Here is a 19616-nt window from a genome sequence, read left to right on the forward strand (position 1 = left end):
CTCCCGCCCGGCGCACGCGTCAGTCCACGCACCCCGCCCCAGTGCCCTCACGGAGGCTCCTCATGGCCCAGCCCCCCTTTCCGGCCCTGACCCCCAGCGCCACCGACTTCACGAAGGGCGGCGCGCTCTACGTCGCTGCCGCGGCGACGGAACTGCCGCCCGCCATGCCCATCGAAGACGCCATTCGCGACGGGCTGTACACCCGGGAGAGCGCCGGCATCGCCGAATACACCGGCGTCACCATCGCGGACGAATCCAGTTCCATCCTCGACCTGGCGTCCGCCGCCGCCCTTTCCGCGACCGCGAGATCGAACGTGCCGGCCACCGACATACGCAGCCTGCTGTTCGTCAGCATCTTCCCCTTCACGCACCCGCGCCTCTACAACCTGCCCGCGGCGATCGCCGAAGCGGTCCGCGCGCCGAGCGCCTTCACCACCCAGATATCCAACGCGTCCTGCGCCGCGGGCGTCGACGCCCTCGTCATGGCCGGGCACCGCCTGCTGCTCACCGAGGACCCCGCCGCCCTCGTCGTCGCCGCCGAACTCTGGCGGATGCCCCACATCGACCGCTTCGACTGCAATCCGAACTTCATCTTCGCCGACGGCGCGTCCGCCGTCGTGCTCGGCCGGTCGGGCGGCTACGCCCGGCTGCTCTCCGGGGCGACCCTCACCGATCCGACGCTGAGCGGGCTGCACGTCGAAGTCCCCTCGGACCGCACCCCCGTCGACGTCAGCGCGCGCGCCGGCGCGTTCTTCCGGCGGACGGGCCGGGACACCGCCGAGGTGCACGGGCGCCTCGAAGCGGGGCTGAGGGCCACGATCGACAGTTCCCTGGCGCCGGCCGGCATCAGCCTGGACGACGTGGCGTGCGTGGTCCTGCCGGCGGTCGGGAGGACGTTCCTGCAGCGGTATCTCGACATGCTGAAGATTCCCGTTTCCCGCACCACGTGGGACTACTTCGCGACCACGAGCCACATCGGCCCCGGCGACCAGTTCAGCGCCCTCGAATATCTCGCGGAGAACGACCGCTGCCGCAGCGGCGACGTGATTCTCCTCATCGGCGAGGGCGTGGGCTTCCAGTTCAGCGTCGCGGTACTCGAAGTCCAGTAGCCCCGGCCGGCGGTGCGGGCACGCACCGGAAAGCGGATAGTGGAGCGGCGGACGAGCGCTCCCGCGTTACTTGAATTAATGCCTCGTCGCACCGCTCCACGATTTTCAGTATGGGGACGCTCCTTGGGCAGGACTGTGCCGCGAGTTGGCGGCGGCTTGGCGGGCCGCGCAGGCCGGGAGCGATCGATCATACGCCCGCAAAAATGACAAGAGTCTGCCATACCGGGCCACCGGCAACATGTTGCCGCGCGGGACTCCTTGCTGAATTAGGCCGCGGCCCCGAGTGTTGTTCCATGACACTTCTAGATTCGCTCCGTGGTCCGAAGGATCTCAAGGACCTTGGGCCGAATGAGCTCACCGGTCTTGCCGCCGAGATCAGGGACCGATTGATCTCCACGGTGTCGGCGAACAGCGGGCACCTCGGTCCGAACCTCGGCGTGGTGGAACTCACCATCGCCATGCACCGCGTGTTCGATTCCCCTCGCGATCCGCTCATCTTCGACACCGGCCACCAGTCGTACGTGCACAAGCTGCTGACGGGCCGGCAGGAGGAGTTCGCCACCCTGCGGCAGCCCGGCGGCATGTCCGGATACCCGTGCCAGGCCGAGTCACCCCACGACCACGTGGAGAACTCGCACGCCTCGACCTCCCTGTCGTACGCCGACGGTCTCGGCAAGGCGTTCAAGCTGCGCGGCGAGGACGACAGGACGGTGGCCGCGGTCATCGGCGACGGCGCGCTCACCGGCGGGATGGCCTGGGAGGCGCTGAACAACATCGCCGCGGCCAAGTCGAACCGGGTCGTGATCATCGTCAACGACAACGGGCGTTCGTACTCGCCGACGCACGGCGCCATCGCCACCCACCTCGCGCAGGTGCGGACGTCGCAGAAGTACGAGAACGTGCTCGCCTCCATCAAGTCGACGCTGCCCAGGACCCCGTTGGTCGGCGCGCCCCTCTACGAGACGCTGCACGGGATCAAGAAAGGTCTCAAGGACGTCCTGCAGCCGCAGGTGATGTTCGAGGATCTGGGCCTGAAGTACGTCGGCCCCATCGACGGCCACGACCAGGCGGGACTCGAACTCGCGCTGGCCCACGCCAAGGACTTCGGCGGCCCGGTGATCGTGCACGTGCTGACCCGCAAGGGACACGGCTACGCGCCCGCCGAGAACAACGACGAGGACCACCTGCACCAGGTCGGCGCCAACACCGACCCGCTCACCGGCGCGCCGGTGAAGAAGGCCGCGCGTACCTGGTCGCACGTGTTCGCCGACGAGATCCTCAAGATCGGCGGCAAGCGCGAGGACGTGGTGGCGATCACCGCCGCGATGCTCCACCCCACCGGACTCGCGCCGTTCGCCAAGGCACATCCGGACCGCGTCTTCGACGTCGGCATCGCCGAGCAGCACGCCGTCACCATGGCGGCGGGGCTCGCGATGGGCGGGCTGCACCCGGTGGTGGCGCTCTACTCGACGTTCCTCAACCGGGCGTTCGACCAGATGCTCATGGACGTGGCCCTGCACAAGCTGCCCGTCACCTTCGTGCTGGACCGCGCCGGTGTCACCGGCCCGGACGGCGCGAGCCACAACGGCATGTGGGACGGCTCGATCAGCCAGATGATCCCGGGCATGCGCGTCGCCGCCCCGCGCGACGCCAAGCGGCTCTCCGAGCTGCTGACCGAGGCGCTGGACGACGCCACCGGACCGACGCTGCTGCGCTGGCCGAAGGCGCCGGCCGGCGAGGAGGTCCCGGGTCTCGGCAAGCTCGGCGGCATGGACGTGGTGGCCCGCCCCGAGGAGGGCACCGCCACCGACGTTCTCCTCGTCGGCGCCGGCGTGATGGCCGGGGTGTGCGCGGACGCCGCGGCCCGGCTCGCGGACCAGGGCATCGGCGCGCTCGCCGTCGACCCGCGGTGGGTCAAGCCGGTCGACCCGGCGCTGGCCGCCGCTGCCCGCGACGTACGCCTCGTGGTCACCGTCGAGGACAACGGCATCTCCGGCGGCTTCGGCGACGCCGTCTGCCGCGACCTGCGCGACGCGGGCGTCGCCACCCCGGTCACGTCCTTCGGCCTGCCGCAGGAGTTCCTGGACCACAACACCCGCGGCGGCATCCTCGAACAGGCCGGGCTCACCGGCCAGCACATCGCACGCTCCGTCACCGAGGCGGTCTCCGGCCGCCGCGGCGAGGTCGTCGGCTCGCGCTGACCACCGCGGGACGGCGAGGGCCGGGGCCCCCTCCGGGGCGCACCGGCCCTCCCGTGCCGTACGCAACTTGCGCAACCGCGCCCTGTACCGGGAGACTCGGCGGCGCCGCCCTCGGGCCGGCCGCCGGCCTCCCCGCCCGCCCCGAGTCCGGGCGGCGCGGTCTGCTGCACGCCCCGGGAGGGCGTCGTGCGGGCGTGACCAGCACCCCCGCATGATCAGCGGGCATTCCCCTCGCGTTGCCAAGTCGACACCAAGTCGATCGCAAGCGAAATGAGCAAACATATACAGCGCTTGTGCACCGTTGCTATAGCGGCGGCGGCGCAGCCGAATTTGCTGCAACCCCGAACGGGTGCGACGGGAAACTTCGGGGAAACCTCTACCTCAGAAGGTGGATGCCAGGCATGTCGACTCTTTGCAAGCCAGCGGTGAGCGTGCCGGAATACGTCATCACCATGGAAGAGACCCTGGAATTCGCCAAGAAGGTGCACGCGGGAAAGCCACAGCTTCCGCTGGCGCTCCGGCTCATCCAGAAGACCGGGGTACGGAAAAGGCACATCGTCCAGCCCATCGAGAAGACCCTCGACCACCCCGGTCTCGAGGAGCGCAACCGGGTCTACGAGGTCGAGTCGAAGAGGATGACCCCGCCGGTCATCGAAGAGGCCCTGGCGAACGCGGACGTGGCCGCCCGGGACATCGACGCGATCATCTACGTGTCCTGCACCGGCTTCCTCATGCCGTCGCTGACCGCGTGGCTGATCAACACCATGGGCTTCCGCTCCGACACCCGGCAGATCCCCATCGCGCAGCTCGGCTGCGCCGCCGGCGGCGCAGCCATCAACCGCGCCCACGACTTCTGCCGCGCCTACCCCGGCAGCAACGTCCTCATCGTCTCCGCCGAGCTGTGCTCGCTCTGCTACCAGCCGGAGGACGACGGCATCGGCTCGCTGCTCTCCGACGGCCTCTTCGGCGACGCCGTCGCCGCCGCCGTCGTCCGCGGCCGCGGGGGCACCGGCGTGACGCTGGAGCGCAACGCCTCGTACCTCATCCCGGACACCGAGGAGTGGATCTCCTACGCGGTCCGCTCCACCGGCTTCCACTTCCAGCTCGACCGCCGGGTGCCCGGCACCATGGAGCCGCTCGCCCCGGTGCTGCGCCAACTGGCCACGAAGCACGGCTGGGACGTCGAGAACCTGGACTTCTACATCATCCACGCCGGCGGGCCGCGGATCCTGGACGACCTGAGCAAGTTCCTCAACACCGACCGGCACATGTTCCGGCACAGCTGGTCGACCCTCACCGACTACGGGAACATCGCCAGCGCCGTCGTGCTGGAGGCGCTGCGCCGCCTCTTCGAGGAGAACTCCGTCGTGCCCGGCGCCAGCGGCATGATCGCGGGCTTCGGCCCCGGCATCACCGCCGAGATGTCGGTGGGCAGCTGGGTCGGCGAGGGCCCCCGGAAGCAGGCGGCGAGCACTCCCGTCGCCGCCGCCGTCGGCTGACCCGGCGTACGGCGCGAGCCCCGTCAGCCACCACGAAGGGAAGATCGCATGACCAGCCTGGTCGTCCCGCCCGGTCAGGGACGGAAGCTCATCACGAAGGCGCAGGAGGTGACCTTCAAGGTCACCGGCGCGGACAACGGCTTCGCCTCGACCTTCGAGGTCGTCGTCCCGCCCGGCTTCGACGTCGGCGCGCATGTGCACGAGGACGCCAAGGAGTTCTTCTACGTCCTCGAGGGCGAGCTGGAGCTGTTCGCCTTCGAACCCGTCGCCCGCACCGAGGACACCTGGCACAACTGGGAGTCCCCCGAGGGCGGCAAGCCGCTGCGGGCCGGGCCCGGGAGCTGCATGTTCGTGGACAGCGGCACCCCGCACGCCTTCCGCAACCCCACGAGCACCCCGACGCGCATGCTCTTCCAGAGCTCACCGCCGCCCGACCACGAGCGCTACTTCGAGGAGATCTGCGAGATCTTCTCCAGCGGCAAGACCGTGGACCCCGGCGCCGTGCAGCTTCTGCGGGACCGCTACGACGTCAAACAGATCACGCCGCTTCGCTACGGGTAACCGGTCCCCCCACCAGCACCACCCGAGAGGGAACGATGGACAGCATTCCATTGGTTCACGCGAGTCTGGGCATGCAGGAGCTGGCCGCCGTCGAGGAGGTGTTCGACTCCGACTGGACGGCCGGCCAGGGCCCGCGGGGCAAGGCGCTCGAAGCCGAGCTGGCCCGCCGCTACAGCGTCGCCGACGCCGTCACGCTGAGCAGTTGCGCCGCGGCGCTGCACCTCGCCCTGCTCGCGCTGAAGGTGGAGCCCGGCGCCGAGGTGATCGTCGCCGACTACACCTTCCCGGCGCCCGCCCACGCGGTGCACTACGTCGGCGCCACCCCCGTGTTCGCGGACGTACGGGCCGACACCGGCACCGTCGACCCGCAGGCGGTCGCCGACCTCATCGGCCCGCGCACCGTCGGCATCATCGCCGTGGACACCGTCGGACTGCCCGCCGACTACGCGGAGCTGCGGCAACTCGCCGACCGCCACAAGCTGTTCCTCATCGAGGACGCGGCCTGCGCCATCGGCGCCACGTACCAGGGCCGCCCGGCCGGCTCGCTCGCACCGGTGGCCTGCCTCTCCTTCCACGGCCGCAAGGGGATCACCTGCGGCGAGGGCGGCGCACTGCTCGCCGAGGACCCGGCGATCGGCGCGGACGTGCGACTGCGCTCGTCGTTCGGCATCGGGAGCATCTTCGACAAGGCCCGGGTCATCGGCCTGCCGATCCCGATCTTCACCGACATCGGCTACAACTACAAACTGTCCGACATCTCCGCCGCGATCCTCCAGGTGCAGCTCGGCCGGATCGAGGAACTGCTCGACCGCCGCAACCAGGTGGCGGCCCGCTACGGCGAACTCCTCAAGGACGAGGAACTGGTCACCGTCCCGCACGTGCCCGCGGACCGCACCCACGCCTGGCAGTCGTACCTGCTCACGCTCGACCCGGCCGTCGACCGGGCCGGCGTCGCCGCCGACCTGCGCGCCCAGGGCATCGGCTGCGGACACGGCACCTGGGCCAGCCACCTCCAGCCCGCGTACGAGACCGAACAGACCTGCCCCGTCTCGGCGGACCTCGCACAGCGCCAGCTCGCCATCCCCATGCACGCCGAGCTCTCCCTCCAGCAGGCCGAGCGGGTCGTCGAGGCGCTGCGCCCGGCGCTGCGCAACAACACGAGCTCGTCGCGGCGGCCCGAGGGTTCCGCCGCGCCCCGGACCACGTCTCCTGTCCAGGACAACAAGGGAGGAGCGGCATGACCGACGGCCGTCCCAACTCCGATCGGGTGCTGCGGCTCATCACGGGCTACTGGGCCACCGGCATCGTGGGCACCGCGGCGAAGTACGCGCTGTTCACGCACATCGAGGACGGCGCCCGTACGGTCGACGCCCTGGCCGCCCGCGCCGAGCTGTCCGTCCGCGGCACGCAGGCCCTGCTCGACGGACTGGTCAGCCTGGACCTGGTCGAGCGGCGCGGCGGCGAATACCACAACACCGAGGAGGCGGCCACCTACCTGGTGGACCACCTGCCGACCAGCCTCACCAGCTTCGCCCAGTTCAAGATGGGCCACATGGGCTCCCTCACGGACCTGCCCGAGGTGGTGCGGGCCGGCGGCCCGCTCTCCACCTCGGTGGTCGAGGTCGCCGACAACCCGCACTGGGAGGCGCTGGTCACGGCGCTGGCCGCGTCGTCGGTGCCGGCGACGGAGATCGCCGCCGAGGCCCTCGGGATCGCCGGCGCGGGGGAGGTCTCGATCCTCGACATCGGCGGCGGCTCCGGTATCTACTGCGGCACCTTCCTGGAGCTGAACCCGGCCGCCCGCGCCACCCAGCTCGACTGGGCGCCGATCAACGCCATCGCGCGCCGGCTGCTCGCCGAGCGCGGGGTGGGCGAGCGCGTCGACTACATCGACGGCGACTTCCACACCACGGAGTTCGGCACGTCCGCGTACGACTACGTGGTGTATTCCAACATCGCCCGCCAGGAGGGGCCGCAGGACAACATGGCCCTCTTCGCGAAGATCAGGGCCGCCCTGAAGCCCGGCGGCACGCTCATCGTCTCCGACTACGTCGTGGACGACGACCGGGGCGGCGGCTCGAAGTACGCCCTGCAGTTCGCCTCGGAGATGCTGCTGAAGAGCAGGCACGGCAGCACCTGGCGGCGGGCCGACTACCACGAGTGGCTGGTCAAGTCGGAGTTCGAGGAGATCACGTTCCAGCCCACGCCCTCGCCCGCCACATTGATCTTCGCCAGGTAGAGGGGGCGGGCCGACCGTGGCACGGGGGAGCGGGACAGCTTTCGGCGGAGGGAATGCAGTGAGCCCTGATGGCAAGAGGGCGGTCGTCTCGACGGGTACGCGGTCGGCGGTCGCTTCCGGCACCTCCCGGGACGCGGCGCCGTGAACGCCGGCGCCGTAGTCGCGGCCAAGGAGCACGAGGACGCCTGGGGTCCCGAGGACCTGTTAACCGGCCGGGCGACCAGCCCCGCCGGATACCTGGGCGACACCCCCACGCCGCTGGTCGGCCGCACCCGCGACCTCGACCGGCTCGCCACCGTGCTCTCCGCGCCCGACGCCGGTCTGGTGACCGTCACCGGGCCGGCAGGAGTGGGCAAGAGCCGGCTCGTCATGGAGTACCTCCGCCGCTTCGGGCCAGGGCCCGGCGGCACCGTCGAGGTGTTCGACTTCGGCCGGATCACGGACCCCGCCATGGGCGCGCTGATGCTGCGCCGGCTCAAGGAGCAGCTCCACGAGGGCCCCGCCGCCGTCCAGTCGGCCCTGGAGGGCCTCGGCCCCGGGCCCTACACCGTGCTGTTCGACCACTACGAGGATGTCGCCGATGAACTGGCGCCACTGCTCACGGAGTTCCGCCGGAGCTGCCCGCAGGTACGGGTGGTCACGGTCGGCACCACCCGCCTCGGGCTCTACGGCGAGCGGGTCGTACGGCTGCGGCCGCTGCCGACCGGGCACGGCGTCGAGGCCGACCTCCCGGCGGTCTCGCGGATTCCGGCCGTGGAGCTGTTCGTACAGTACGCGCGGGCGGTACGGCCCGAGTTCAAGCTGACCGCGGAGAACTTCCGCTACGTACTGGCCCTCTGCCGGCTCGTCGGCGGGCTGCCGTTCGCCATCGAGCTCGCCGCCGAGCAGGTCAAGCTCGCCGAACCCGACCTGATCCTGGAGCGCTTCGAGCGCGGCACCGGCGACCTGCGGCGCATCGACCAGCACCCGTACTCGCGGCACTCCAGCATCTCCACCATGGTCTCCTGGGTGTTCGCCCGGCTGCCCGCCGAGGAACGGATGCTCCTCAACCAACTGGCGATCTTCGAGGGCCCGTTCACCACCCGCGCCGCGGCAGGTGTGCTCACCGGCTTCGACGCCGCCGGCTACCGGACCCTGGAACGGCTCATCGACGCCAGCGTGCTCATCCCCGAGGAGCGCCCCGACGGCGAGCTGAGCCTCAGCATCCCCAGCTCCGTACGGCACGCCGCGGCCCGGTCGCTGGCCCTGCTGCCGATCCACGAGACACTGCGCAAGGCCCACGGCGAGTACTTCCTCGCGCTCGCCACGCCCCACCCCACGCCGCCCGAGCCGGGCGCCCCGTCCGCCGGTCCGCGCGCCGCGCCGGGACCGGAGACCCGGGCGGACCTGCTCGCGGCGTTCGGCTACTGGCGGGAGGCCCGCGACGGCCGGTTCATGGCGCTGATCGCCGGCGCGCTGCGCGACCAGTCCACCGGCGCCGCCCAGACCCGGCAGTGCCTGCGGCTGACCGAGGAGGTGCTGCGGGCCGGCGTCGAGGACGCCCGGCTGCACGCCAGGACGCTGGAGGCCGCCGGCGGGCTGGCGATGCGGCTCGGCTCCGGCGCGGCCCGCGGCTATCTCGCCCAGGCCCGCGACGCGTACCGCGCCGTGCGCTGCGACGTCGGCCTGGTGCGCTGCCTCGGGCTGCTCGGCGACGAGGCGTACGCCGCCGGGGACCTGGAGCGCGCCCGCCGCCGGTTCGAGGAGGGGCTGGCCGTCCTGGCCTCTCCCGCCCGCGCGGGGGTCACCGGGGACACCGCGATCGGCGTCGGCCGGTACCTCAGCCGGCGGCTCGCCGTGGTGGCGCGCGACGCGGGCAACCTGGCCCGCGCCGACGAACTGGCCCGTACCGCCCTGGCGGCCGAGCTGGGCCGCGAGGACTTCGGCGGCGCGGTCACCGCCCGCTACGTTCTCGCCTCCGTCCGGCTGCTGGAGCAGGACTCGGCCGAAGCCCGGGCGCTCTTCGCGGACGCCGCCGAGCAACTCGGCGGCCTCGCGGACGCGCCGGAGCAGCCCGAGTGCCTGGAGATGCTGGCGATCACGTTGTACAAGTGGCGCCGGATCACCGACTGGCGGCTGCTCACGGCGACGCTGGGCCTGGCCAACCTGCTGCGCCGGCGGCTCGGCTACCCGCGCCCGCGGCCGCTGACCGACCTGACCACGGCGATCCTCGCCACCGCCAGCCAGGAGCTGACCGCCGACGACTACATGTGGGCGTGGCGCTCCGGTGCCGACCTGACCTGGGAGGCGGCGCTGCGTCTCATGCCCGCCGCGGACGCGCGCCCTGTGGCCGGGGACGACGTGCCCACCGACGTGGCCGACATCCTCACCAAGCGGGAGCTGGAGGTCGCGCTGCTGGTGGCCGAGGGGCTGACGAACCGGGTCATCGCCCGCCGCCTCGGCATCGCCGAGTGGACGGTCGTGAACCATCTGCGCAAGGTGATGCGCAAGCTCGGCTGCCAGTCCCGGGTGCAGGTGACCCGCCGGCTGGCAGCCGGCTGAGGCCGGCGGCGGAAGGCGGGTACCGCACCCCGCCTTCCGCCCGCCCCGCCCCGACCCGGGCGTTCACGCGGTGTTACGTGATCCGTACACGCCCGTGCTGACACCGTGTCGAGCCGCGTCGTACGATCCGTTACCGGGGGACGGGAGAGCTGCGTCACGTCAGGGGTGGGGGAGACTCGTGCGACGACGGCCCGCGGGGTGCGCCGGATCCGTGCTGCTCGCCGCCGTGCTCGCCCTCGCCGCTGCACCGGCGGCGACGGGAAGCCCGCTGACGGCCCGGCGCGGGCTTCCGGTACGCGGGGCGATCCGGGCCCGGCGCCGACCTCCGCGCTCGACGCCGACCCGGCGAAGGCGCCGCGGGACGAAGCCGCCGCCCGCACCCTGATCGACGAGGTCATCGCGGAACCCGCGCTCTTCGGCCCCGAGGCGGTCGCGGCCACGCCGTACGAGAGCGACCCGGGCCGCTGGTCGGTCCTCGGCGACGACTGTATCTGGCGCCGGGAGCCGCTTCCCGGCGACGTACTGGCCACGCTCTCGCGGCACTTCGAGGTCCCGCCCGCGGCGGGGAAGGGCGCCGCCCGGCTGGTCGCCGTGGTCACCGTGCACCACACGCCCTCGGATCCGGCACGGATCGGCGGCCACCGCCTCCTCGCCCGGCTCGGCGCCGGCGGCATGGGGGTGGTCTACCTCGGCCGCGCCGAGACCGGCGAGCTGGCGGCCGTCAAGGTGATCCGCCCGGAGTACGCCGCCGAAACGGACTTCCGCGCCCGGTTCCGCCGCGAGGCCGCCGCCGCCCGGCGCGTGCGCAGCCCGTGGGTGGTGCCCGTCACCGGCGCCGACCCGGAGGCCGAAGCCCCCTGGCTGGCCACCGCGTTCGTGCCGGGCCCCGCGCTCGACGATGCCGGCGTCCCGGAACCCGCCGCGAACACCATGGACACCCTCTGCGTCACCCGGGCACCCGAGGAGCTGCTGGCAGCGCCGTTCCTCCGGTATCTGACGGACGACCGCCCCGTCCGCCGCACCGCCGTCGTCCGCGACGAAGGCCGCGAAGCCGCGGACTTCTCCCTGGCCCTCGGCGAGAACCCGCCCAACGACGGCATCGTCACCGTGCACGACACGGATGACGGCATCGCCGCCGCCGTCGAAGCCGCCGTCGCCCGGGACGCCGAGGCCGTGATCTACGCCGGCGTGTCCCCGGAGCGCGCCGCGCAGTGCGCCCGCGCGATGGCCGCCGCGGACTTCGCGGGTCCGCGCGGCGGCACCTGGCGCACGATGACCCCGGCCTTCCTCAAGGCGGCCGGTATCACGGCCGGCGGCTGGCTCTGCGCCGCCCCGTTCAGCGACCCCGCCGCACCGCGGGACTTCGCCGCCGCCTACCGCGCCGCGTACGGCGCGGCGCCGCCGCGCTGGGCGCCCGAGGCGTACGACGCGGTGGGCCTGGTCGCGGCGGCGATCGCCCGGCAGAAGAGGACCGCGACGGACGGCACCGTCGACCGCGGGGCCCTTGCGCAGGAGCTGTTCCGGGAGACGTACCGCGGCGTGGCCAAGGAACTGACCTTCGCGCGGGACGACACGCACCAACTGGAGCCGGGGGGATCCCTCTTCCTCTACCAGGCCCGCGGCGACACGTTCGCCTCCCTCGGCCCGTACGCCTGACGGCGGCCGGGGCCGCCGCCTCCGGTCCGCTACACCTTCCGCGCCACCGCCGCGTACTGGGACACCTCCGCGTCGAGCAACTCCGTTTCGCCGCCGGCGTCCGGGTCCCTCTCGGGCTTCCAGCGGTGCGGGGGGACCAGGCCGGGAGTGACCAGCTCAAGACCGGCGAAGAAGGGTCTTATCGACTCCTTCGCGCGTATGGTCAGGGGGATGCCCTGCCGGTGGTAGATCTCCTGGACCTTCCCCATGCGCTCGGGGGCGAAGTCGGGGGTGGCGTGCGACAGGGCCAGGAAGCTCCCCGGGGCCAGCGGCTTGAGCAGCGTCTCCATGATCTCGTAAGGCGCGTCGCGGTCCGGGATGAAGTGGAAGAGCGCGTTGCAGGAGAGCGCGACCGGCCGGTCGAGGTCCAGCGTGCCCCGTAACTCCGCCGCGTCCAGGATCGTGTGCGGCGTGGTGACGTCCGCGTGCAGATAGGCGGTGCGGCCCTGCGGCGTGCTGGTCATCAGCGCCTCGGCGTACCGCAGCACCAGCGGGTCGTTGTCGGTGTAGACGACCCGCGCGGCCGGGTTGGCGTCCTGCGCGACCTGGTGGAGGTTGGGTTCCGTCGGTATGCCCGTGCCGATGTCGAGGAACTGGTCGATGCCCGCCTCGGCGGCCAGCCAGTGGGTCGCGCGGCGCATGAACGCCCGGTTGACGCGGGCGGCGGTACGGGCCTCGGGCCAGACGGAGAGCACCTGCCGGGCGGCGGTGTGGTCCACCTCGTAGTTGTCGTGCCCGCCCAGGATGTAGTCGTAGATGCGGGCGGGGTGCGCCCGGCTCTGGTCGACGCGGATGGGGTCGGCGGTCTCGTCGGTCACCTGCTCAGTCCGTTCGGTCGTGCCGGCGCTCGGCGGTGGGGGCGGCGTACGGGACGCGCGCGGGGCGGCGGCCGGAATGCCCGTTCAGGAGAGCAGGAAGTCCGCGTCCCCGTTCTTGATGCCCGCGAGGAACGCGCGCATCTCGTCGGCGGTGTAGATCAGCGCGGGACCGTCGTCCGCGGTGCTCTGCCGCAGCGCCACACGGCCGTCCGCGAGCCGCTTCGCCTCGACGCAGGCGTCGCCGTTGGGCCCGCTCCACGGCTTGTCCCAGCCGTCGGTGCCCAGCTCGCGGGCGGGCATGCCGTTGTACACCTGCCCCCCGCCCGGTGCGCCCGTGCGGTGGGCGTCGTTCGTCCCGTGCGTGTGCGCCATCTTCATACTTCCTTCCGGATGTTGGCGATGATGTTCTCGGTCTGGTGTGCCGGCGGCGCCTGGGTGGATATCCGGTTGAGGGCCTCCAGGCACTGGGAGACCAGGGCGGTGTCCTCCACGTAGGCGGGGCCGGTCAGGCTCTCGCTGTAGCCGAAGTCGCCCAGCTCCGGGGCGGGGAAGCGCAGCAGGTGCAGCGGCCCGTACATGGCGGGGTGCGGGCCGGTGTCGAACGGGAGCACCTGCAGGGTGACGTTCGGCATCCGGGAGACCTCCACCAGCCGGTCGAGCTGCGCCCGCATCGTCTGCGGTCCGCCCACGGTGCGGCGCAGGGCCGCCTCGTCGACGATGGCCCACAGCCGCAGCGGCTTCGGCTGGCGTATGAGCAGTCCCTGGCGCTCCATCCGCAGGGTGACGCGGCGCTCGCGCTCGCCCGCGGCCAGCGGCAGGTGCCCGGCGGAGAGCAGGGCGCGGGCGTAGTCCTCGGTCTGCAGCAGTCCCGGCACGCAGTGGGGTTCGTACGCGCGGATGAGGGTCGCGGCCGACTCCAGGCTCACGTACAGGCCGAACTGCTCCGGCAGGACGTCGCGGAACCGGTGCCACCACCCGGGCTTGTTGGCCTCCTCGACGAGGTCGAGGAAGGACTCGATGTCGTCCTGCGGCAGACCGTAGGTGCGCAGCAGCTTCTCGACGGAGGCGTATTTGAGGCCGACTTCGGCCTTCTCCATGCGCCGGACGCTGGTCGCGTTCACGCGCAGCGCCTTGGCGGCCTGCTCGGGGGTGAACCCGGCGCTCTCGCGAAGGTTCTGCAGGCGGCGGCCGAGTACGAGCTGGCCGGCCGTGGGGGCCGACGGGCCGGACAGGGCCGTCGCGCCCGCCTCGCCGCCGGCTCGCGCCATCGCGTCTGCACCTCCCGGGAACAACTGTGGGGCGTTGTCGGTGGGTTTGCCGGTGCGCAGTGTGCCACGCCACTGGGATCGTTCGCAGCGTTATGCATTCCCGCGTGTGCAGTCTGCAAAACAGCGCTTGCGATCTGTGACCGGCCCACGCATAGTTGGCGAGTGACGCCGTTCACACGGCAGACGCCCGCCCACGTGCGAAGCTCCGGGGCGGTCGGGCGCCGTGTCCCCCTCGACGGACGTACGGAAGGCATCCGGCCCATGGCCTCCTCATCCCACACCGCGCTCGGCACGACGGCGGACTTCGACGTCGCGGCGCACGGCGAGAGCTTCGAGCTCGTGGCCAGGGCCGCCGCGGCGGCAGAGGCGCGGGCACACGTCAGGCGGCTGCTCGGCGACTGGCGGCTGGGCGGCGGCGACGTCTGCGACGCGGCCCAGTTGGTGATCTCCGAGCTGGTGACCAACGCCGTGCTGCACGCGAGCGGCGGCAGGATCGTCTGCCGGCTGGCGCTGCGGCAGCCGTGGGTGCGGCTGGAGGTGCGGGACCAGGGCGGGGCGTACGGGGTCCCGATCCGCACGGTCGCGGGACCCGAGGACGAGTGCGGGCGCGGGCTGGGTCTGGTCGCGGCGCTGAGCGAGGCGTGGGGGGCGGAGCCGTCGGGGCCGGGGTTCTCGGTGTGGGCGACGATCAGGGTGCCGCGGCCGGTCCGAGGCGGGTGAGCCCGCTCCCGGGCGGTTCCCGGCGCTACCCGTCCGCCGGCAGCAGCGGGTTGCCGTTCGCCGCGAGACGACGTCGCGGGTCCGTCTCGTCGGGGATCGCGCGGGCAACGCTCACCTCGACGACGGCGTCCGGCAGTTCCTCGGCCGCCCGGCCCGCGACTTCGCCGACGACGCCCGCGTCACCGCCGCGACGGGCGTCTGGAACCTGGAGAACGCCTCATGAAGAACCTCCGGACGGTCGCCCTGCGCAGGCGGACTTCGCGGGCGGGCGGGTGGCGCTGAACCCCGTCCGGGCGGTGCTGCACGCGGTCGCGTTCGGGCTGATGCGCGGGCGCTGATCGGGTAGGGGGCACACCGGATGGCCGACGACGCGGCGGCGGCGCGCGGCGTCGGCGTGCGGGCTACGCGCCCCGCAGGGTGCGCTGCATGAGGATCGTGTCGACCCAGCGCCCGTGCTTGAACCCCACCTCCGTCAGCCGGCCCACCTGCGTGAACCCGTGCCGCCTGTGCAGAGCGGGCGAGGTGCCGTCGCCGGTGTCCGCGATCACCGCCATGATCTGCCGCACGTCCGCCTTCGCGCACCGGTCGACCAGTTTCGCCAGCAGCGCGCCGCCGATGCCCTGTCCCGTGCGGCCCGGGGCGAGGTAGATGGTGTTCTCGACGGTGTGCCTGTAGGCCGGCTTGGGGCGCCGGGGGGCGGCGTAGGCGTAGCCGGCGAGGCTTCCGTCCGCCTCGGCGACGAGGAACGGCAGGCCGCGGTCGCTCAGGTCGCGCAGCCGCTGCTGCCAGTACGCGGGCGGCGGCGGGGTCTCCTCGAAGGTGATCACGGTGTCGGTGACGTAGTACGTGTAGATCTCGGCGATCGCCGCCATGTCCTCGGGAGCTGCTGGGCGGATGGCGGCCGCCGGCGGGAAGGCGGGAACCTGCCTATTGTGCGCCGGGTCCGGAACGCGGACCGGAGGTGTCCGCGATGCGGGCCGTGATGCGGAGCGCCTCCTCGCCCTCTCCCCGTGCCACGCAGCACGCCGGCGCCGCCCGCAGGTTCGGCGTCTCCGTGTCCGGGCGGCGCAGCCACTCCCGCTGTCCCGGGCCGCGGAGCCGGGCGTCCGCCTCCTCCGCGAGGTGCGTGAAGTGCCGGCCTGACCGAGATCTTCGGCGGCTTCGGGGCCGACGCGGCGGCCCGTGTTCACGAGGCCGCCGGCGGCATCCCGGTCGGTTCGGTGACGTACGGCATCGAGTCGATGGACGCCGCCGCCGCCTTCCGCGCCGCCTGATCCCCGGCGGTCCGGCCCCGGGACCTGCCGTAGCCCCGGCGCTACCCGCCGTCCTTCCCCGGGCCCGGCAGCCCGAGCAGGTCCTCGGCGCCGCCGGCCTCGGGCGGCAGCGCGTCGAGGGCCGCGACGATCGTCCGCTCCTCGAAGCGGAAGTGGGACTCCACGATCGCGCTCAGCCCCTCCAGCTCACTCCGTACCCGTGCCGCGTCCCCCTCGCCGGGGTCCTCGGGCAGGGTGTCGAGGACCCGCTCCAGGCTCTGCAGGAGGCCGCTCATCATCGCGTGGTCCTGCTCCATCTTGGCGATCAGCGGCCGCAGTTCCGGGTCGCGCGCGGCGAGCGCGGGGAAGGCGCCGCGGTCCTCGCCGGTGTGGTGGGAGGTGAGCGCGGTGCAGAAGGCGAGGCAGTGGGCTTTGAGGTCGCGCGGCCGGGGGCCGCCTGCCAGGTAGTCGTCGGTCTCCTCACGGAGCCGGGCGAGCTGCGCGCGGAGCCCGCGGTGGATGGCGAGGAGTTCGGCGCCGAGGGCGACGAGCCGCGCACGGGATTCGGGGGACATGGTGCCATCCGATCACGGCGGCCCGGTCCGCCGGATCCGGGGGCCCCGGCCCGTCGGGCGGCGGGCTTTGGGGCCGGCGGTTACCAGTGGCCGGCCACGTGGCCGTCAAGCATCGGCCGAATTCGCGGCATGACCCGCGCCGCCGCATACGCTGCACGCACGGTCCTGTCCCTGCCACGGGCGGCGCGGCAGGGACAGGAACGGGGCCGCTCGCGTCCGCCCGGGTTCAGGGCGTGCGGCCGGTGAACGCCAGCAGGCGGGTCTGCACGTCGGCGCTCTCCGGGACCTCGACGCGCGGCCCGTAGTGGCCGCTGCCGCGCAGCACCTCGTCCATCGGCAGCATCCCCGCCAGCAGGGCGGCGCACTTGGCCGGATCCAGGTGCTCGTCCTGGCCGGTCGCCCGGGCCAGGTCCCAGGTGTGCATGAAGACGTCGCTCGTGTAGAAGCGGTCGATCGCCTGGGCCAGCGGGAGGTCGCCGGTCTGCGGGTGCGAGAGCGTCCTGCCCGCGGTGGCCGGATCGTCCAGCAGGGACTGCACGGCGTCGTTGTGGACCTGCCAGGCCGCCACCGGGTCGTCGTCCACGGAGGGGCCCTCCGGCAGCTCGATGCCCGCGCCCGTCTTGAGGAAGCCGGGGAACCACTCGACGAGGTGCCGCACGACGTCCCGCGCGACCCAGCCCTCGCACGGCGCCGGGTCGTCCCACCTGCCCGCCTCGGCGCCGCGGACGCGCGCGGTGAAGCCGGCGGCGATCCGGCGGTGCTCCTCGGCCGCCTGGGTGCCGTCGAGTACGGCGTCCAGCCGCTCGTACCCCTCGCGGATGCCGGTCTCGGCCCCGCTGGCGATCATCCCGTCGCGGGATTCGAGGGAGTCGAGCAGCGACGTGGCGGTGAGCCGGGTGCGCCCGCCGAGGTCCTCGAAGACGGCGGTCTCCAGGCTGACGCTGTCCGGCATGCCCTCGTAGGTGAAGGTCTGGACGATGCGCTCGGCGGGGCGCACCTCGTGGAAGACGCCGTGGAAGGCGTACTCGTTGCCCTCCTCGTCGGCGTGGACGTAGCGGTACGAGCCGTCGGTGCGGGCGTCGTACCGGTCGATGGTCATGGTGAGCCCGCGCGGGCCGAGCCACTGGGCGACGAGGTCGGGGTCGGTGTGCGCGCGGAACACCCGCTCGGGCGGGGCCTCGAACTCCCGGGTGATCACGATGGTGGGCAGCGCCGGGTCGACGACGATCCCGGTCTCGTTGCGGTGGCGGGTGGGCGTGGTGCTCATGATGCTTCTTCTCTCTCTGTCCGGGTCTTCTCCACCGGCGGTCCCTCCTGGGCGTCCATCCGCTCCAGGACGGCGTCCAGGCGGCGGTAACGGTCCTCCGCCGCGCGCCGGTAGCGCTCTATCCACTTCGTCATGAGGTCGAAGACCTCCGCCTGAAGGTGGCAGGGCCGCCGCTGGGCGTCCCGGCTGCGGCTGACCAGGCCGGCCTCCTCCAGGACGCGGATGTGCTTGGAGACGGCCTGCACGCTGACGTCGTACGGCTCGGCCAGCTCGTTGACCGTCGCGTCGCCCGCGGTGAGGCGGGCGACGATGTCGCGGCGGGTCGGGTCCGCCAGGGCGGAGAACACCAGCGACAGCCGTTCGTCCGGCTCGGGGACCGAGGTCATCTCACGTCCTCAACTGTTCGGTTGAATACACGCTAGCCCGGACGCGGGCGAGTGGTCAACCGTTCGGTTGAATAGCCTGGTGGTTACCGCTGAGGGAGCCCGCAGCTCGCGCCCTCGCGGGCCGGGAGGAAGGGGAAGCGCAGCCGGTAGCGGTTGCGGGAGACCAGGCGGTAGACGGCCGCGGCGGGGCGGCGCACGGGCCGGGCGGCGAGCGCGCGGCCCAGGAGCCGGCCGGCGCGGTTCCCGCTGCGCAGGGTGCCGGCGATGGCCATGGCGCCGCCCGGCGGCACGGTCGCCGCCGGCGCCCCGGCGGGCGCGTACCCCACCTCCTCGACCAGCACCACCTCGCGCAGCAGCCGCTCCTCCGGCACCCCGTACACCGCCGGGTCCACCGACTGCCACGGCACGATCCGCACGTCCGGCGCGAACCGCCGGCGCCCGAAGTCGGCCCATCCCGTGCAGAACCCGCAGTCACCGTCGTACAGCAGCAGCATCCCGCGCCTCCTCCGTGTCGTGCGGTGTCCCGCTCGTCCCCTCCAGCATGTGGTGGTGCGCGAGACCGGGCAAAGCCGGGGGCGGCTCGGGTGGCAGCGTGAGACCCGCGCGGGCGAAGAGCCCGCGGTACTCGGCGAGCGTGCGCTCCCGCCCCGCCGTCAGCACCATCATCTCCACGTCGCTCTGCGCCATCGCCACCTCGGCGTCCGCCTGCGTACGGGCCCGCCCGCGGCCTCCGGCAGGACCAGCGCGGGCACCAGCACCCGGCCGCCGGGCCGCAGCGCCGTCCGGCAGGCGCGCAGCACGCGCACGCAGTCGTCGTCGCCGAAGTTGTGCAGGGATGTTCTTCAGCAGGCAGGCGTCGGCCGGACCGCCGTCGCCCGTCGGCACCGCGGTGAAGAAGTCCCCCGCCACCAGCGTGCACCGTTGGACATGCCCGCGGACATCAGGCTCAGCACCCGCTGCTCCCGCTCGGTCAGCACGTCCACGCCGACGGTCAGCGGCCCGCTGAGCACGTCGCTCAGCCGCCGCGACACCCGGCGCAGCAGCCGCGGCGAGACGAACAGGTCCCGGGAGGCCGCCGCGTACAGGCCGGCCGCGGTGTCGAACACCGAGTCGTCCGGCAGCATCACGGCCGACGCGCCCAGCGCCAGCGCCTGCGCCACCTGGCCCTCCTCACCCCCGCACACGACGGCCAGCGGCCGCGGCCGGCCCACGCCGCCGCCTGCCCCTGCCCCGGCACCCCCGCCGTCCTCCGCCCCGGACTCGGCGGTCCCCCGCCGCGGCACCAGCCGCGGGAACTCCCGTACGGACTCCCCGGTGGCCGCGGACGGCCGCGCCAGCCAGACGTCCACCCGCCCGGCCTCGGGGCGCGAGACGGCGTCCGCCACCACGGTGCCGGTCAGCACGATGTCGATGTGGAATCTGTCGAGTGCGAGCCCGAGCACGTGCGACAGGTGCCGGCGGTCAGGCGTCACGATCCCCATGGA

At 72.9% G+C, this 19616-nt stretch carries 20 protein-coding genes and 1 pseudogene; 10 read left to right on the forward strand and 11 right to left on the reverse strand.

What is annotated here, in order from left to right; genetic code table 11:
• Positions 1-62: 62 nt before the first annotated feature.
• From FB457_RS25335 to FB457_RS36415, 8 genes and pseudogenes are all read left to right on the forward strand, one after another.
• The gene (locus FB457_RS25335; protein WP_145783433.1) at positions 63-1109 is read left to right on the forward strand and encodes a 3-oxoacyl-[acyl-carrier-protein] synthase III C-terminal domain-containing protein; all 1047 of its coding nucleotides are present in this window, start codon (positions 63-65) and stop codon (positions 1107-1109) included.
• Between the two features lie 293 nt (positions 1110-1402).
• Entirely contained in the window at positions 1403-3310 is a 1908-nt protein-coding gene (gene dxs / locus FB457_RS25340) for a 1-deoxy-D-xylulose-5-phosphate synthase (RefSeq protein ID WP_047018080.1), read from the forward strand.
• 401 nt (positions 3311-3711) lie between these two features.
• The gene (locus tag FB457_RS25345; protein WP_173534886.1) at positions 3712-4809 is read left to right on the forward strand and encodes a type III polyketide synthase; all 1098 of its coding nucleotides are present in this window, start codon (positions 3712-3714) and stop codon (positions 4807-4809) included.
• Between the two features lie 48 nt (positions 4810-4857).
• Positions 4858-5370, forward strand: a complete 513-nt coding sequence (locus FB457_RS25350; protein WP_047018081.1) for a cupin domain-containing protein — start codon at positions 4858-4860, stop codon at positions 5368-5370.
• A 35-nt stretch (positions 5371-5405) separates the two neighbouring features.
• Positions 5406-6611, forward strand: a complete 1206-nt coding sequence (locus FB457_RS25355; protein ID WP_047018082.1) for a DegT/DnrJ/EryC1/StrS family aminotransferase — start codon at positions 5406-5408, stop codon at positions 6609-6611.
• Complete coding sequence (locus FB457_RS25360) at positions 6608-7609, forward strand: class I SAM-dependent methyltransferase (RefSeq protein ID WP_047018083.1); 1002 nt, start codon at positions 6608-6610, stop codon at positions 7607-7609. The genes FB457_RS25355 and FB457_RS25360 overlap by 4 nt, the downstream gene beginning before the upstream one ends.
• Before the next feature lie 141 nt (positions 7610-7750).
• Positions 7751-10150 (forward strand): LuxR C-terminal-related transcriptional regulator, encoded by a 2400-nt coding sequence (locus FB457_RS25365; RefSeq protein ID WP_047018084.1) that lies wholly within the window; start codon positions 7751-7753, stop codon positions 10148-10150.
• Between the two features lie 591 nt (positions 10151-10741).
• Positions 10742-11053: pseudogene (locus FB457_RS36415) on the forward strand (bifunctional serine/threonine-protein kinase/ABC transporter substrate-binding protein); the annotation flags it as partial.
• A gap of 782 nt (positions 11054-11835) precedes the next feature.
• Here the strand turns inward: FB457_RS36415 and FB457_RS25375 are convergent.
• The 3 genes from FB457_RS25375 to FB457_RS25385 all read right to left on the reverse strand — a co-directional run bounded on the left by FB457_RS25375 (position 11836) and on the right by FB457_RS25385 (position 13931).
• Entirely contained in the window at positions 11836-12663 is an 828-nt protein-coding gene (locus tag FB457_RS25375) for an SAM-dependent methyltransferase (protein ID WP_047018085.1), read from the reverse strand.
• An 84-nt stretch (positions 12664-12747) separates the two neighbouring features.
• Positions 12748-13035 carry a DUF397 domain-containing protein gene (locus FB457_RS25380; protein ID WP_253911422.1) on the reverse strand — a complete coding sequence of 96 codons (288 nt, stop codon included), beginning with the start codon at positions 13033-13035 and terminating at the stop codon, positions 12748-12750.
• A gap of 2 nt (positions 13036-13037) precedes the next feature.
• Entirely contained in the window at positions 13038-13931 is an 894-nt protein-coding gene (locus tag FB457_RS25385; RefSeq protein WP_047018087.1) for a helix-turn-helix domain-containing protein, read from the reverse strand.
• Between the two features lie 261 nt (positions 13932-14192).
• On the opposite strand from FB457_RS25385, the gene FB457_RS25390 reads away from it, so the two are divergent.
• Positions 14193-14651: an ATP-binding protein gene (locus tag FB457_RS25390; protein ID WP_047018088.1), complete on the forward strand. Its 459-nt coding sequence runs from the start codon at positions 14193-14195 to the stop codon at positions 14649-14651.
• Positions 14652-15052: 401 nt separating this feature from the next.
• Here the strand turns inward: FB457_RS25390 and FB457_RS25400 are convergent, their stop codons facing one another.
• Positions 15053-15523, reverse strand: a complete 471-nt coding sequence (locus FB457_RS25400; RefSeq protein ID WP_145783435.1) for a GNAT family N-acetyltransferase — start codon at positions 15521-15523, stop codon at positions 15053-15055.
• A 276-nt stretch (positions 15524-15799) separates the two neighbouring features.
• On the opposite strand from FB457_RS25400, the gene FB457_RS35725 reads away from it, so the two are divergent.
• The gene (locus FB457_RS35725) at positions 15800-15925 is read left to right on the forward strand and encodes a DUF6506 family protein (RefSeq protein WP_253911644.1); all 126 of its coding nucleotides are present in this window, start codon (positions 15800-15802) and stop codon (positions 15923-15925) included.
• A gap of 41 nt (positions 15926-15966) precedes the next feature.
• On the opposite strand, the gene FB457_RS25405 is transcribed toward FB457_RS35725, so the two are convergent.
• The 7 genes from FB457_RS25405 to FB457_RS25430 all read right to left on the reverse strand — a co-directional run bounded on the left by FB457_RS25405 (position 15967) and on the right by FB457_RS25430 (position 19604).
• Positions 15967-16479 (reverse strand): hemerythrin domain-containing protein, encoded by a 513-nt coding sequence (locus tag FB457_RS25405; RefSeq protein WP_047018090.1) that lies wholly within the window; start codon positions 16477-16479, stop codon positions 15967-15969.
• A gap of 226 nt (positions 16480-16705) precedes the next feature.
• Positions 16706-17746, reverse strand: a complete 1041-nt coding sequence (locus tag FB457_RS25410) for a TIGR03086 family metal-binding protein (protein ID WP_047018091.1) — start codon at positions 17744-17746, stop codon at positions 16706-16708.
• Positions 17743-18132 (reverse strand): ArsR/SmtB family transcription factor, encoded by a 390-nt coding sequence (locus FB457_RS25415; RefSeq protein ID WP_047018092.1) that lies wholly within the window; start codon positions 18130-18132, stop codon positions 17743-17745. Before FB457_RS25415 ends, FB457_RS25410 begins: the two co-directional genes overlap by 4 nt.
• 83 nt (positions 18133-18215) lie before the next feature.
• Positions 18216-18626 (reverse strand): thiol-disulfide oxidoreductase DCC family protein, encoded by a 411-nt coding sequence (locus FB457_RS25420; RefSeq protein ID WP_047018093.1) that lies wholly within the window; start codon positions 18624-18626, stop codon positions 18216-18218.
• A complete protein-coding gene (locus FB457_RS36420) occupies positions 18604-18819 on the reverse strand; it encodes a hypothetical protein (RefSeq protein WP_347614680.1) in 216 nt (71 codons plus the stop codon). Before FB457_RS36420 ends, FB457_RS25420 begins: the two co-directional genes overlap by 23 nt.
• Positions 18795-18938: a hypothetical protein gene (locus FB457_RS36425; protein ID WP_347614682.1), complete on the reverse strand. Its 144-nt coding sequence runs from the start codon at positions 18936-18938 to the stop codon at positions 18795-18797. Before FB457_RS36425 ends, FB457_RS36420 begins: the two co-directional genes overlap by 25 nt.
• A 36-nt stretch (positions 18939-18974) precedes the next feature.
• Positions 18975-19604: a DNA-binding response regulator gene (locus FB457_RS25430; protein WP_253911424.1), complete on the reverse strand. Its 630-nt coding sequence runs from the start codon at positions 19602-19604 to the stop codon at positions 18975-18977.
• Between the last annotated feature and the right edge of the window lie 12 nt (positions 19605-19616).

Source organism: Streptomyces sp. CNZ287 (assembly GCF_007827615.1).

Excerpts from the sequence above, each read along its gene's own strand:
- dxs (WP_047018080.1), top strand. The coding sequence starts at position 1,403 with ATGACACTTCTAGATTCGCTCCGTGGTCCGAAGGATCTCAAGGACCTT.
- FB457_RS25335 (WP_145783433.1), top strand. The coding sequence starts at position 63 with ATGGCCCAGCCCCCCTTTCCGGCCCTGACCCCCAGCGCCACCGACTTC.
- FB457_RS25410 (WP_047018091.1), bottom strand. The coding sequence starts at position 17,746 with ATGAGCACCACGCCCACCCGCCACCGCAACGAGACCGGGATCGTCGTC.
- FB457_RS25390 (WP_047018088.1), top strand. The coding sequence starts at position 14,193 with ATGGCCTCCTCATCCCACACCGCGCTCGGCACGACGGCGGACTTCGAC.
- FB457_RS25355 (WP_047018082.1), top strand. The coding sequence starts at position 5,406 with ATGGACAGCATTCCATTGGTTCACGCGAGTCTGGGCATGCAGGAGCTG.
- FB457_RS25415 (WP_047018092.1), bottom strand. The coding sequence starts at position 18,132 with ATGACCTCGGTCCCCGAGCCGGACGAACGGCTGTCGCTGGTGTTCTCC.
- FB457_RS25420 (WP_047018093.1), bottom strand. The coding sequence starts at position 18,626 with ATGCTGCTGCTGTACGACGGTGACTGCGGGTTCTGCACGGGATGGGCC.
- FB457_RS25385 (WP_047018087.1), bottom strand. The coding sequence starts at position 13,931 with ATGGCGCGAGCCGGCGGCGAGGCGGGCGCGACGGCCCTGTCCGGCCCG.
- FB457_RS25350 (WP_047018081.1), top strand. The coding sequence starts at position 4,858 with ATGACCAGCCTGGTCGTCCCGCCCGGTCAGGGACGGAAGCTCATCACG.
- FB457_RS25400 (WP_145783435.1), bottom strand. The coding sequence starts at position 15,523 with ATGGCGGCGATCGCCGAGATCTACACGTACTACGTCACCGACACCGTG.
- FB457_RS25345 (WP_173534886.1), top strand. The coding sequence starts at position 3,712 with ATGTCGACTCTTTGCAAGCCAGCGGTGAGCGTGCCGGAATACGTCATC.
- FB457_RS25360 (WP_047018083.1), top strand. The coding sequence starts at position 6,608 with ATGACCGACGGCCGTCCCAACTCCGATCGGGTGCTGCGGCTCATCACG.
- FB457_RS25405 (WP_047018090.1), bottom strand. The coding sequence starts at position 16,479 with ATGTCCCCCGAATCCCGTGCGCGGCTCGTCGCCCTCGGCGCCGAACTC.
- FB457_RS25380 (WP_253911422.1), bottom strand. The coding sequence starts at position 13,035 with ATGGCGCACACGCACGGGACGAACGACGCCCACCGCACGGGCGCACCG.
- FB457_RS36420 (WP_347614680.1), bottom strand. The coding sequence starts at position 18,819 with ATGGCGCAGAGCGACGTGGAGATGATGGTGCTGACGGCGGGGCGGGAG.